This window comes from Yimella sp. RIT 621, assembly GCF_004146205.1.
Taxonomy (GTDB): domain Bacteria; phylum Actinomycetota; class Actinomycetes; order Actinomycetales; family Dermatophilaceae; genus Yimella; species Yimella lutea.
This window is the reverse complement of sequence record NZ_SEIP01000006.1, coordinates 153,423-166,038: the sequence shown is the minus strand read 5'-3', so window position 1 is coordinate 166,038 and position 12,616 is coordinate 153,423. Positions and strand designations below refer to the sequence as shown.

At 67.0% G+C, this 12,616-nt stretch carries 11 protein-coding genes and 1 tRNA gene; 4 read left to right on the top strand and 8 right to left on the bottom strand.

Going from position 1 to position 12,616, the window contains the following annotated elements; genetic code table 11:
• Positions 1-45: 45 nt before the first annotated feature.
• Positions 46-118, top strand: a tRNA-Arg gene (locus EU513_RS07675).
• A 148-nt stretch (positions 119-266) separates the two neighbouring features.
• Here the strand turns inward: EU513_RS07675 and EU513_RS07670 are convergent.
• The gene (locus EU513_RS07670) at positions 267-1,289 is read right to left on the bottom strand and encodes a GTP pyrophosphokinase family protein (protein WP_129625299.1); all 1,023 of its coding nucleotides are present in this window, start codon (positions 1,287-1,289) and stop codon (positions 267-269) included.
• A gap of 144 nt (positions 1,290-1,433) precedes the next feature.
• Between EU513_RS07670 and EU513_RS07665 the strand changes: the two genes are divergently transcribed.
• Positions 1,434-2,612 (top strand): MFS transporter, encoded by a 1,179-nt coding sequence (locus tag EU513_RS07665; protein WP_168990192.1) that lies wholly within the window; start codon positions 1,434-1,436, stop codon positions 2,610-2,612.
• Positions 2,613-2,618: 6 nt separating this feature from the next.
• Here the strand turns inward: EU513_RS07665 and EU513_RS07660 are convergent, their stop codons facing one another.
• From EU513_RS07660 to EU513_RS07650, 4 genes are all read right to left on the bottom strand, one after another.
• Positions 2,619-4,091: a wax ester/triacylglycerol synthase family O-acyltransferase gene (locus EU513_RS07660; RefSeq protein ID WP_129625297.1), complete on the bottom strand. Its 1,473-nt coding sequence runs from the start codon at positions 4,089-4,091 to the stop codon at positions 2,619-2,621.
• Positions 4,058-4,981: an alpha/beta fold hydrolase gene (locus tag EU513_RS07655; protein WP_168990191.1), complete on the bottom strand. Its 924-nt coding sequence runs from the start codon at positions 4,979-4,981 to the stop codon at positions 4,058-4,060. The genes EU513_RS07660 and EU513_RS07655 overlap by 34 nt, the downstream gene beginning before the upstream one ends.
• A complete protein-coding gene (locus EU513_RS15825; RefSeq protein WP_168990190.1) occupies positions 4,971-5,798 on the bottom strand; it encodes a triacylglycerol lipase in 828 nt (275 codons plus the stop codon). Before EU513_RS15825 ends, EU513_RS07655 begins: the two co-directional genes overlap by 11 nt.
• 96 nt (positions 5,799-5,894) lie before the next feature.
• A complete protein-coding gene (locus EU513_RS07650; RefSeq protein ID WP_168990189.1) occupies positions 5,895-6,737 on the bottom strand; it encodes a serine hydrolase in 843 nt (280 codons plus the stop codon).
• A gap of 76 nt (positions 6,738-6,813) precedes the next feature.
• Between EU513_RS07650 and EU513_RS07645 the strand changes: the two genes are divergently transcribed.
• Both EU513_RS07645 and EU513_RS07640 read left to right on the top strand, forming a co-directional pair.
• A complete protein-coding gene (locus EU513_RS07645) occupies positions 6,814-7,242 on the top strand; it encodes a pyridoxamine 5'-phosphate oxidase family protein (protein ID WP_129625294.1) in 429 nt (142 codons plus the stop codon).
• A 55-nt stretch (positions 7,243-7,297) separates the two neighbouring features.
• Positions 7,298-8,656 carry a hypothetical protein gene (locus EU513_RS07640; RefSeq protein ID WP_129625293.1) on the top strand — a complete coding sequence of 453 codons (1,359 nt, stop codon included), beginning with the start codon at positions 7,298-7,300 and terminating at the stop codon, positions 8,654-8,656.
• 59 nt (positions 8,657-8,715) lie between these two features.
• On the opposite strand, the gene EU513_RS07635 is transcribed toward EU513_RS07640, so the two are convergent.
• From EU513_RS07635 to pdxH, 3 genes are all read right to left on the bottom strand, one after another.
• The gene (locus EU513_RS07635; RefSeq protein ID WP_129625292.1) at positions 8,716-10,626 is read right to left on the bottom strand and encodes a potassium transporter Kup; all 1,911 of its coding nucleotides are present in this window, start codon (positions 10,624-10,626) and stop codon (positions 8,716-8,718) included.
• Between the two features lie 72 nt (positions 10,627-10,698).
• Positions 10,699-11,385: a metal-dependent transcriptional regulator gene (locus EU513_RS07630; protein WP_129625291.1), complete on the bottom strand. Its 687-nt coding sequence runs from the start codon at positions 11,383-11,385 to the stop codon at positions 10,699-10,701.
• A gap of 550 nt (positions 11,386-11,935) precedes the next feature.
• Positions 11,936-12,613, bottom strand: a complete 678-nt coding sequence (gene pdxH, locus EU513_RS07625; RefSeq protein ID WP_129625290.1) for a pyridoxamine 5'-phosphate oxidase — start codon at positions 12,611-12,613, stop codon at positions 11,936-11,938.
• Positions 12,614-12,616 lie beyond the last annotated feature (3 nt).

Genomic DNA, 12,616 nt, shown 5'->3' with positions numbered 1-12,616 from the left:
CGACCAGCTGCGAACTAGACTGCTCCGGCCGGGCGCCCGGCCCCCGCCCTCGTAGCTCAGGGGATAGAGCACCGCTCTCCTAAAGCGGGTGTCGCAGGTTCGAATCCTGCCGGGGGCACTTCACGTGACGGATGACCTCACCTCATGCTCGACAGCTACTTCAGCTGACCCTTGAGACCGGCCGACGACGGAGGGAACGGGCGATGGGCCGCCAAAGTCGGCGGAGCCCTCGGCGTTCAGAAGCCGCGGATGAGTGCGTAGGTGAGTCAGCCGGCGGACTTCATCTTCGCCAGCCGGGTCTTCAGCCGGTCGACGCGGTGGGAGTTGTCGTGCAGATCGATGTACCTCTCACCGAACGCGAACAGCAGGACGTCATCCAACCGGCGGACGGCGCCCGGCGGGTTGCGATAACCCATCCGCCGGTCCACGTCCGCGACGTCGATACTGCGGATCGCATCGGCGAGCTCGGTCAGCGAGGTGATCCCGAGCTCGAGGACGAGCCCCGACATCCAGGCGTAGTGCTCCGGACGCGACCAGCTGGCGTCCGCGTACTGACCGGCAAGGAACGCGGCCAACTCGCGCGGGTCGATGCGCGGGTCGACCTCGGGGTCGCCGGAGGAGGGCGCGTGCACCGGCCGTTGCAGGCGTTCGCGGATCGCGGAGAACTCGAGGTCGGCGAGCTCGAGTAGACCCGCCGCAAGACTGAAACGACGATCGAAGTCGGAGCGGTACTCATCCGGAACCGTCCCCTTGTAACGGATGTCGTGCTCGAACTCGGCCCATGCGTGCTGCAGCACGGTACGGATCTGCACCTGTACGTGCCGGTCTCCGATCTTCGGGTGGGCCTTGCGGTCCTCGGCCGAGAGCTGGATCTGCAGGTGCCGGCTCGCGTAACCCCAGCGCCCCTCGCTCGCGGTCTCGCTGCCCATGTCCCGGTCGTCCAGCACGACTGCCTCGGTGGCCAGCAGTTGAGCGACCGCCGCGACGTCCGAACGCACGTAAGTGATGACCCGCAGACCGATCACGTCGCCGATGTCGGACATCGGGTCGGGATAGACCGGCGTACCGTCCCGCAACCGGCCGGCCTTGTCGGCGAACGACTCGACGCTCTTGGCTCGGCCGGTGACGGTCAGGTAGTTGAGGCCGGCGTCGTCCAGGATGCCGACGACGAGATCGACCGCTTCCTCAGCGGCGACGCGCAACTTCGGGTGCAGGGAGGCGTACTGCTGGGTAGCACGACGAACTACTTCCTGGTGCGGGAGCGGACGCGAACCACGGGACGACGGCATGGGTGCAGCATGTCAGGCCGGCGACCCGGACGGCGAGCACCGGTCCACAAGCCCACCGATCGGTCGGTGCGGTGGGAGGGGCGCACGACGGATGTCCGCACCTGCAGTGACGCTCGCCGGATTCATGCCTGCCAGGCTGTGCCGGTGAAGCCATGGATGCGCGTCGCGTTCGCGCTGTTCGTCGTCGGGTGGGGGGCCAACGAGTTCTCCCCGCTGCTGCTGGTCTACCGCGCGGAGAACGGACTCACCCCCACCTTCGTCAACGCGATGTTCGCGGCATACGTTCTCGGCCTGGTCCCGGCCCTGCTGGGTTCGGCTGCACTGGCCGGACGCTTCGGCCACCGTGCGGTGCTCCGGCCGGTCATGGTGTTCAGTGCTCTCGCCTCGGCTGTGCTGGCGATCGGTGAATCGAACTCCGTCCTGCTGTTCATCGGACGTGTGCTGTACGGCATGGCAACCGGTGCCGCCATGGCGCCGGGCTCGACCTGGGTCAAGGAACTGTCCAGCGATGCACCTGCAGGGACGGGCGCCCGTCGGGCCGCGATGTCGTTGTCGGGCGGGTTCTGCCTCGGCCCCGTGGCGGCCGGGGTGCTCGCCGAATGGGTTGCCGGCCCCAAGGTCGTCCCGTACCTCGTCCACATCGCCCTGACGGCTGTTGCCGCGGCCGTCGTGTGGAACGCTCCGATGCGCTCCCAGCATGCCCCCGACCATCTCGTCGCGATCGGCGAGCCGGACGTCCCGGCGACTCGCCCGTCGCACGCGGCCCTGTCGACGCATTTCTGGGGACGCATCGCGCCGATGGCGCCGTGGGTGTTCGCCTGCCCGTCGCTGGGCCTCGTCACCATCCCCGCCCTCGTCGGTCAGCACATCAGCGGCTGGTCCATCGCCTTCAGCGGCGCGATGTCGGGTGTGACGCTCGGCATCGGCGTGCTGGTGCAGCAGCCCGCCCGTGACCTGGAAGCGCAGCGTCCGGGCGTGGTCAGCCTGCTCGGCATGGTGGCCGTGCTGGTCGGCATCCCGATGGTGGCTCTCGTTGCGTGGCAACCGAATCCGCTGCTAGCAGTTGCCGCCGGAGCGGTGCTGGGGTGCGGATACGGACTCAACCTCGTCGGCGGGCTCACCCGCGTCGAGCACGCCGCCGACGCAACTCACCTGGCGATGACCAACGCGGTCTTCTACTGCCTCACCTATCTCGGCTTCTTCCTGCCGATGATCATCGCCGCGCTCGCCTCACGCTGGCAGACCCAACAGGTCATGGCCGGGCTGTGGATCGCAGCCGTGGCGAGCGCAGCGGTCGCCTTGGCCGCACGACGAGCAGCCTGAGACCGGTCAGTCAGCCTGTGAGGCGGGCCGTTCGGCCTCCTGCACCAACAAGGCCAGTTCCTCGATCGCCCACTCGCAGATCTGCTGCGGGTCAGGCACCAGTTCCGGATCGGTGGTGATGCCCACATGCAGCAGATCGCGGTAGCCCAGCAGGGTGATGTTGAGCCCGATCCCGTCGGCCAACACCGACAGCGGGTACATCGCCTGCAGTTCAGCGCCAGCGACGTATGCCTGCCGGCTGCCACCGGGCACGTTGGAGATGATGAGGTTGAACGGCCTGATGGTGCGGAAGATGCCGGTCTCCCACATCGCGCGAGCAGCACGGCCGAAGATCACCGGCGGCGCGAACTGCATCGCCGACGTCAGCACCGTCGGTGGGACCGCTCCACCCTTCTTGCGTGCCGACTTCGTGAACTTCGAACTGCGCCGCAGGCGGTCCTTCGGGTCCTCGAGGTGAGTGGGCAGCGTGGCCAGCATCGCGGTGACGAAGTTGCCCTGCTCGGACCGATCCGCCGAGCGGACCGCCACCGGCACCATCGCCACGAGCGGCGTCCCGGTGACTCCCCCGTCCTGCAGCAACCATCGCCGGACGGCGCCCGCCATCGCCGCCATCACCACGTCGTTCACAGACGTGCCGAACGCGTTCTTGACCGTCTTGATGTCGTGCAACGGCAGGTCGATCACGCCGAGCCGCCGACGGCGCGAAATACGTCCGTTGAAGGTGGTGACCGGTGGTCGAACCGGCAGGGAGTCGGTGACGATCTCCGGATCGGCGTCCTTTTGCCGCAACGGATTACGCGGCTTGAGTGCGCTGAGCGAGAACATCGCCGGGGTCCACTTCGCCAGGCCGGTCACGACCGTCCATGCATCGCCCGGACGCTGCAACATCCCGATCGCCGAGCGGGCCAGCAGACCCACCGAGGACGGCGCCGGCTCCGGAACGAACTTGAACGGTTTCCCGGCCAGCTGTAGTGGCTCCAGGTCGACGAGCGCACTGAGCACCTCCATGCCGGACACCCCGTCGATCACCACGTGGTGCGTTTTGGTGATCAACGCGACGCGCCCATCGGCAAGTCCGGTCACCAGGTACAACTCCCACAGTGGACGGCTGGTGTCGAGCGGTCGCTCGTGGATGCGCGTCGCCAACTCCATGAGTTGCTCGACCGTGCCCGGACGCGGCAGCGCACTCTCTCGCACGTGGTAACTCAGGTCGAAGTGGTCGTCGTCGACCCAGTAGGACCGGTCGAGGCCGAACGGCACCTCGGTCAGGCGCTTGCGGAAGAAGATGACCCGGTCGAGGCGCTCGGCGACGAACTGGGTGATATGTGCCAGGTCGAACTCATCGTCGAGACCGGACGGATCCAGCAACATGATGCTGCTGATGTTGCCCGTCATGGTGGAGTTCTCGAGCCCGAGGAACGCCGCGTCGAGGGCGGAGAGTTGCTTCATGCGGCGGGTCGGATATGCGAATCCACCCATCCGACAATGGTTTTCGCGGTGCGATCGGGGTGCTCGATCATCGGCACGTGACCGGTGGCGTCCCACTCCTCGTACATCCAGCGAGGGTTGGCCCGCTTGGCCCACCGCGCCGCCTCGACCGGCACCAACCGGTCCTGCACGCCGTGGATCAGCAGGACGGGCACCCTGATCGCCCGGTAACGGCCGAGCACGGCACCGTGCGAGATGGTTTCCTGGAACATCGACCGGGCGGCGATACCGAGTGCCTGCATCGCGTCCGGGAACCGGCGGCGAGCCTTGGCCATGTCGACATGCACGTCGAACATGTCGTTGTCCCGCGAGCCGTAGTCGGCGAAACAGATCCGCATCGCATTGTCGACCTCCGCCTCCGGCGTGATCGGACGCTTACGTGCGCGGCTGTACATACCGACGGCGGCCGGAGTGAAAAGCGTTCGCAGAGAGGAGATCTGGCGTCCGGGATGACGGCGCGGGGCGGGCATCGCCGGGTTGAGCAGCACCACGCCGCGCACCAGGTCGGGGTGCGCGGACGCGACCATCGCGCAGATGAGCCCACCCATCGAGTTGCCGGCGACCAGGGCGGGCGCACCGACGACAGTCTCGATGAACTGCCGCACCAATTTGGCATTGCTGCGCACGGTCGGCGAGCGATCCGCGGCACGGGTCAGACCGAATCCGCCGAGATCCGGCGCGTAGACGTGGTACCCCGCGTCGCGCAGCAGAGGTCCGATCAGCATGTAGTTCAACGAATGTCCGCCGAGTCCGTGGACCAGCACGAACGGCGTGCCGTCGCCACCGAAGTCGAGGTAGTGAACCTCACCGTCGAGATCGACCGTGCGGTACTCGGCTCCACGCTCGGCCAGCGGTGCGGTGAACGGGCTCTCAGGCGACATCGGCATCTCCGTGTGGGTTTTCGGACTCGGGGAAGAAGCAACGCAGGGCACCCGGCGGCACGAACGGACGCCAGTCGTCCTCCGGTTGGGCGAGACGGTCGGCGATCGCGTAGAACATGTGCGGATCGAAGCCGATCGACAGGTGACTCGAGCGCACGCGAACGCTCTCGGAGTGTTCGGTCGCAGGCCCGAGACAGTGCTGCCACGCCACGATGCCGTCCTCCTTGGAACAGAACGACGTGGAGGGCACCGACAGCGGGTACGCGCTTCGACCGGTCGCGGTGGGTTGCTCGGCATCCTGTGCGTGCAGATGAGCGAACCGGGTGAACATGGATTCGGCGCGGGATTGGCGCGGGTGCTGCAGCCGGTAGGGCGAAGCGAGCGTAATGACCTGACGGATGCACTCGGGGTGCTGGTGAGCCAGTTCGCGAGCGTAGATACCGCCCAGGCTCCACCCGATCACCGAGACCTTGGCGCGGTTGCGGCGAGCGATGCGCTGGATCGCGACCGGAAGCTCGGCACGAACGGCGGCCGTGGGACCGACATTACGGCCCAGGTGCCAGCCGTACGGGCGCCAGCCGCGCAACCGCAGGAAGTTGCGCAAGGCGAGGGTGGACAGGTCGTTCGCGCCCAACCCGGGCAGGAAGAGGACCGGGTGGCCGTCTCCGGAGGCCGTGGTGGCAAGCAGCGGCACCGCCGACGCCATCAGGTGCACACCGAGGGCGACGCGCGGAATCTCGGTGGCGAGCCAGAACGCGCCCGGCGGTCGGGCGACCCGATCGGCCACCGACGCCTCGAACTTCTCGAGGGACCCCATGACTGCTCACCTCTTCACACTCGGGACGGTGCAACACGTCCCGAGATCCATTGTGCTCCTAGGGCGCGAGCACGAGTGCATCGGAACTACGGGCGATCAGGTCAGCGGCGTTGCCAGTTCGCGGAAGACGATCGAGCTGACCCCGTTGAGCGTGTCGCGCCCGTAGTAGAAGCCGTTCGGCGAGCGCGACAACATCGCCATCTGATAGTCGCGGCCGTACCCCTTGATCCGGCCGACCGAGTTGAGCCGGTAGCCCCCCGTCCGCGGCCCCCAGCCGTTCTTGACCTCGGCGTTCACCATGGAGGCGAAGGAGGGGTTGACCACGCCCCAGATCTGACTGGAGGTCACGTTCGACATCCAGGAGCGGACGTAGGTGCGCTCGGCAGGGGTGAGCACCGGCGTCCCGTTGACCAGGTAGGTCTCCAGCTTCAGGAAGTCCCACGGCACGGTCGTCGAATAGCCCCACCAGGTGGAACTGCCGGCAGCGCCGCCACCCCGGATCGTCGTGTACGTCAGACCGAGGAGCCGGGTCACCCGCTGGACGTTCGAGACTCCCACCTGCGCCAGCAAGGTGTCGGTCGCGGCATTGTCGCTCGAGCCCATCATCCGTCCGACGAGGGTGCGCTGGGAGGAGGTCAACGGACGCCCCTGCTCGCGGGACACCCGTAGAACCGTGCACAGGATGAGGATCTTGACCGTGCTGAGCGTCTCGTTGGAGAACGAGTTGTAGGTGTAGTGCACCCCGGTCCGGTTGTCCCACAACGAGATTCCGACCGTCCCTCCGCGAGCGCGTACATAGGAACCGATCGTCGAGTCCAAGCGCGTCTTCGTGACAGCGCTCGCGGGCGGCGCGATCGCCAAGCTCAGCGTGGGGGCCGCGGCCACACCCATCGCCCCGAGGAGAACTCGACGACGCCCGACCTGCGTTTGCTTCAGCACGTCGGAAACGTACCCCGTGCCATCGCCCGCGACCAGTACTACCATGAGTAGTACTCAGCGAGAGAGGCGAACCACGATGACCGACGACACGTTCCGACCGACCGAACTCAGCGATCTCGAGTGCTACGACTTCCTGCGCAGCCAGGAACTCGGGCGCCTGGCCTACCACCTGCTCGGTGAAGTGCACATCGTCCCCGTCAACTACGCGGTCGACGACGACAACCGGTTGATCTTCCGCACCGCGGAGGGAAGCAAGCTGTTCGGCATCACGATGAACGACGACGTCGCGTTCGAGGTCGACCAACTTCTGGGGGACGAAGCCATCAGCGTGATCGTGCGCGGGCGCGCACACCTCTTGGAGGCAGACTCCGCATACGTCGCAGAACGGGTCCGCCTGCGTCCCTGGATCAACACCCCGAAGTTCAATGTCGTCGCGATCGACCCGAACGAGGTGACCGGACGGCGGTTGCACATGCACCGGCCGTGGCGCAGCATGCGCGGCTGAGGGGTTCGGGCTGGGTACTCTGACGGCGAAACTCCCCCGCCCGGAAGGCATCCCGATGAAGCGCGCCGTCGCCGCGACCACCACCCTGCTCGTGTCCGGCCTCGGCGCCGTCCACGCCGGCCCCGCTTCGGCTTCCGTTGCGCTGCCGACCGCCGTGACGCGCACTGCTGCAGGCAACTACCTGCCGGCCGCCCCGACTCGGCTCGTCGACACGCGCATCGGACAGGGTGCTCCGATCGGTTCGGTCGACACGGGCGAATCGGTGACCGTTCGTGCAGCGGGCGTCGCGGGTATTCCCGCGACCGGAGTCCGCGCGATCGTCGTCAACCTGACTGCTGTGAAGGCGCATTCGAGAGGGTGGTTCACCGCCTTCCCGTCCGGCACCTCGCTGCCTGCGACGTCGACACTCAACTTCCGCGCCGGGTGGACCGGGTCCGTCACCGCGACCGTGCCCGTAGGTGCTGACGGCACGATCATCGTGCGTGCCGGCGCAGGCGGCGCCGATCTGCTGGTCGATGTCGTGGGCTGGTACGCCGGGACGGGCTCCACGCAGACCGGTGGGACGCTGCTGAGCCCGCAGGATCCCTACCGTCTCGACGACACCCGCTACAACAAGGGAGCGTTGAGCTCCGGCAGTACCCGCGTGGAGGAGTTCGGCTTCTACGACAGCGCGGGGTCGCGACTCAAGGCGGTCGTCGCCAACATCACGGCGGTCGCCGGGTCGACCTCCAGCGGATATCTGACGACGTGGAGCGGCACGGGTACCCGCCCGGCGACGTCCACCCTGCAGTACGCCCGCAACGAAGTCTCGCCCAACACCACGAACGTGCCGGTCACCTACCGAGGCGTCGACGCACTGGGCAACTCCCGCTACTCCTTCGGCATCACCGCGATCGGCGCGGGGTCCGTCGATGTCGTCGTCGACATCGCCGGCTTCTACACGACCGCTGCGGACGGCGTGGGCTCCGTCTTCGTGCCGGTGACGCCCACGCGGCTGGCCGACTCCCGGTTCGGCCTCGGCACGACCAAGGCTGCGCGCGGCACCAACAGCACAACGAACCTGCTGGTCCCCGGCCACCTGGTCAACACTCGTACCCAGGCCTTCGTCGGCAACCTCACCGGCACGAGAGCCACCACCGGCACGCACCTGACGATGTGGTCCGGCACGGCACCGACGGACAGCAGCACCACGAACGTCGCGCCGAACCGCGAGCGCGCCAACGGGGCTGTGGTCGTGACACCGCGCAACGACGACAACACCCGGCTGCGTTACTCGGTGTACAACCGGTACGCCTCCTGCGACTTCATCGTCGACATGACCGGTCGGTTCGACACCTCACCCGACCAGCCGGCCGGTGCGTTCAGCAGCAAGCGGATCGTGAGCCACAAGTCCTACCCGATTCCCACGCGCTGATCCGGGCAGCGCCGAGCCGTCTCGGGCGGCTCGGGCGGCTCAGAGCGGCTCAGAGCGGCTCAGAGCGCGACGTTCGCGCCCATGATCACCGTGCGCTCCTCGGGTAGCCGGAAGTACTGCACCGGAGTGGCCGCATTGTGTGCGAGGCCGATGACGACACGCTTGCGCCACTTGGGCATCGAACTGTCCTGCGACATCTGCACGCTGATCCGGGACAGGAAGTAGTAGACCTCGTCGGCGTCGAAGTCGACGCCCATGTCGCGAGCGGTCTCCAACGCGGCCGGCACGTCCTGGTCGTCCATGAAGCCGAAGCGCACCGTGAGGTGGGTGATGTGGTCGAACGGGTCGCCGAGGTCGTCGATCGTTACCCGTTCGTCGAGGGGCACATGCGGGATGTTGGCCGAGACGGTCGTGACGATGAGGACGTTCTCGTGGATCACGTGGTTGAAGCTCGCGTTCTCACGCAGCGCCAACGGTGCGGTCTCCTTGTTGGGGTGCATGAAGACTGCGGTGCCGGGCACCCGCATCAATGGATCGGCGTGCAGGTCGTCCAGGAACGGCAGCAGCGGGCCCTCAAGCTTGGCGCGCCGTTCGGTGATGATGGTCTGCCCTCGGCGCCACGTGAACATCACGGTCGCCACACAGGCTGCGACGAGCAGCGGCAGCCAGCCACCGTGCGTCACCTTGGTGAGGTTGGCAGAGACGAAGATGATCTCCAGCGGGGCGAAAAGTATGAGCACCAAGGCGATTCGCCACGTCGGCCACTTCCACCGAGCGCGAGCCAGCACCAGGAACATCAGGGTCGTAATGATGAACATGCTCGTCACCGCGACGCCGTAGGCGGCAGCGAGGCGCTCGGACGACCGGAACATCAGCATGAGCACGATCACGCCACCGAACAACATCCAGTTGATGGCGGGAACGTAGATCTGACCGCCCTCGTGCTCGGACGTCTGCCGCACGGTCAGGCGCGGCAGGTAACCGAGGCGCTCGGCCTGACGTGACATCGAATAGGCACCGGAGATGACCGCCTGGGATGCGATCACGGTTGCCAGGGTCGCGAGCGCGACCAGCGGCAGGGTGGCCCAGGTCGGCGCGAGATGGAAGAACGGGCTGTCGATCTTCGTCGGGTCCTCGATGATCATGGCGGCCTGACCGAGGTAGTTGATCAGCAGGCACGGCATCACCATGAAGAACCACGCGCGCGACAAGGGCGGACGCCCGAAATGCCCCATGTCGGCGTAGAGCGATTCCGCTCCGGTCACGGCCAGCACGACGGCGCCCATCGCGACAAACGCGACGAAGGGTTCGCCGACCAGGAAGTCGAGCGCGTACGTCGGGGACAGACCCTTCAGGACGCTCGGCTGGGCGGCGATGTGCGGGATCCCGAGCAGGGCGAGCGTGAGGAACCAGATGACCATCACCGGGCCGAACGCGCGTCCGATCTTCTCCGATCCGAAACGCTGGACGGCGAAGAGGAAGACGATGATCACCAACGCCAGCGGAAGGATCCAGTCGTGGACCTCCGGTGCCGCGACCTCCAGGCCCTCGACCGAGGACAGCACCGAGATCGCCGGCGTGATGATGCTGTCGCCGTAGAAGAGCGCCGCCCCGATCACGCCCAGGACGACGATCGTCCGGAATCTCCTGCCGCCCGGCTTCACGCTGCGCCGGGTCAGGTGCGAGAGCGCCATGATGCCGCCCTCACCGTCGTTGTCGGCGCGCAGGATGAACACGATGTACTTCACGCTGACGATGCCGGTGATCGACCAGAAGATCAGCGAGATGATGCCCAGGACGTGCGGGATCGTCGCCTTCACGTCGCCGTGGTCGATGTTGAACACCGTTTGCATCGCATACAGCGGGCTGGTGCCGATGTCGCCGAAGGCGACACCGAGGGCCGAGACAACGAGACCGAAGCCGGCCTTCTTACCGGCGGCGCCGGAGTGAGGTGCAGTCACTCGGACCATTGTGCAGGCCTACGAACCTGGGCGCAGGTCAGCATCACCTTCGTGATCCGAGCCACGGGTCGCGGCCGTTCGTCAGGCGTCGACGAAAACGTGACTGGCCACGTCGAGCGGCAGCGAGATCGGCTCCGCGCCGACCGCCTGCACCAGGACGCGGTCGCCGTCGCGGCGTGAACTGACGCGAGCGCCCGGAACGACTCCCCCGCTGGTCAACACGGCGAGGGTGTCGTGGTCGGCCTGTGCCGGTTCGCCGATGCGACGCACGACGTGGTCGGCCTCGGTGTCGGTGACGGCCGAGGTGAGCGGCACGACGCCGTCGCGGAACTTCGTCGAGGTGGCCGTCTGCCCGAGCTCCTCCAGCCCCGGGATCGGGTTGCCGAACGGCGACAGCTCCTTCTCCTGAAGCAGCTCCAAAATCTTCAGTTCGACGCGGTCGCTCATCACGTGCTCCCACCGGCACGCCTCGTCGTGGACGTACTCGAGTTCCATCCCGAGGACGTCGACCAAAAGTCGCTCGGCGATGCGGTGCTTGCGCATGACGCGGGTCGCGAGCAGCCGCCCCTGCGGCGTGAGTTCGAGGTGCCGGTCACCGGCGAGCGTGAGCAGACCGTCCCGCTCCATGCGGGCGACCGTCTGGGAAACGGTGGGGCCGGAGTGCGCGAGACGCTCGGCGATCCGGGCCCGCAGCGGCACGATGCCTTCTTCCTCGAGGTCGAAGATCGTGCGCAGGTACATCTCGGTGGTATCGATCAGGTCACTCACGGTGCCCAGCCTGCCACCTACCACCGACGCGAGGGCCGTTGGTCCCGAAACTGACCGGGCGCCATGGCCTGACCGGACCGCTCGGCGAAAGGTTTGGTCATCTTTATTTGAAACCGACCCCAGATGGGGTAGAAATGTCGTCGGACGAAGAACTACCCCTTGGTTCTTCTGTCTTGGATGTCCCTCGTTGGACATCGCGGCCGGTGCGCACCCCTTGGCGTGCCGGCCGCTTCCATGCTGCTCATCGGTTTCGGGACGATGGATGGCTGATCGTCACCCGGGCATGGAACAGCCCATGGGTTCCGGCCTGATGGCCGGTGCGTGCTGGACGATGCACGCTCCCACGGGCTGCGGCGGCGGCGATGGATTCGCTCCCGCACGTCCACGGTCTGCCACTACGGCGGACCGAAGGGTGCGCTAGCGCGCAACCACCTCACGCGTCCGATAAGAAATCATGAGTCGGACCACCTCCTTTCTCGTGTACCTGCGAGCGTAGGTCGGTGATCGCCCTCGATCAATGGGTTTTTTCCTGCCGGCCTTCGGGGCCGGTTCAGGGCTGGCGACGCTCGACGCGCCAGCAGTCGTCCGCGAGATCGCCGTCACCCTCGCGCAGGTAGACCAATCGGTCGTGCAGCCGCGAGGAGCGTCCGGCCCAGAACTCCACAGCGTGACAGTCGATGAGGTACCCGCCCCAGTTGTCGGGCAGCGGGACGTCGTCGGCGTGACCGGTGTCGGGGAACTTGAGTTCGAGTTCGCGGACGCGATCCTCCAGCACCGTGCGGTCATGGATCGGCTGGGACTGCGCCGACGCCCACGCACCGATCCGACTGCCCCATGGACGGGACTCGAAGTACGTGCGGACGGTGTCGCGGTCGAGCAGTCGTGCGGTGCCCTCGAAGCGGATGGCACGGAACATAGGTGCCCACGTCACCGTGCCGGCGATCTTCGGATTCTCCTGCAGGGCAACGGCTTTGCGCGAGTCGAGATTGGTGTAGAAGCCGGGCCCGGCAGGCTCGAGGTAGCGCATCAGCACGGTGCGGACGCTCGGCCCGCCGTCAGCGTCAACGGTGGCGATCGAGATCTGTTCGGGCTCGCGAAGGTCGGGTTCCTGCTGGCTTCGGGCGCGGGCCTGCTCGACCCAGCCGCGGACCAACTCCCACGGCGCAGCGGGAATCTGTTGTTCGTCGAGGCCTTCGCCGGCGTAGTCCCATCGGGCGATCGGTTCCATGGC

Bases quoted from the DNA above. Each gene is read 5' to 3' on its own strand.
- EU513_RS07670 (WP_129625299.1), bottom strand. From the start codon at position 1,289: ATGCCGTCGTCCCGTGGTTCGCGTCCGCTCCCGCACCAGGAAGTAGTT.
- EU513_RS07660 (WP_129625297.1), bottom strand. From the start codon at position 4,091: ATGGGTGGATTCGCATATCCGACCCGCCGCATGAAGCAACTCTCCGCC.
- EU513_RS07655 (WP_168990191.1), bottom strand. From the start codon at position 4,981: ATGTCGCCTGAGAGCCCGTTCACCGCACCGCTGGCCGAGCGTGGAGCC.
- EU513_RS15825 (WP_168990190.1), bottom strand. From the start codon at position 5,798: ATGGGGTCCCTCGAGAAGTTCGAGGCGTCGGTGGCCGATCGGGTCGCC.
- EU513_RS07645 (WP_129625294.1), top strand. From the start codon at position 6,814: ATGACCGACGACACGTTCCGACCGACCGAACTCAGCGATCTCGAGTGC.
- EU513_RS07640 (WP_129625293.1), top strand. From the start codon at position 7,298: ATGAAGCGCGCCGTCGCCGCGACCACCACCCTGCTCGTGTCCGGCCTC.
- EU513_RS07635 (WP_129625292.1), bottom strand. From the start codon at position 10,626: ATGGTCCGAGTGACTGCACCTCACTCCGGCGCCGCCGGTAAGAAGGCC.
- pdxH (WP_129625290.1), bottom strand. From the start codon at position 12,613: ATGGAACCGATCGCCCGATGGGACTACGCCGGCGAAGGCCTCGACGAA.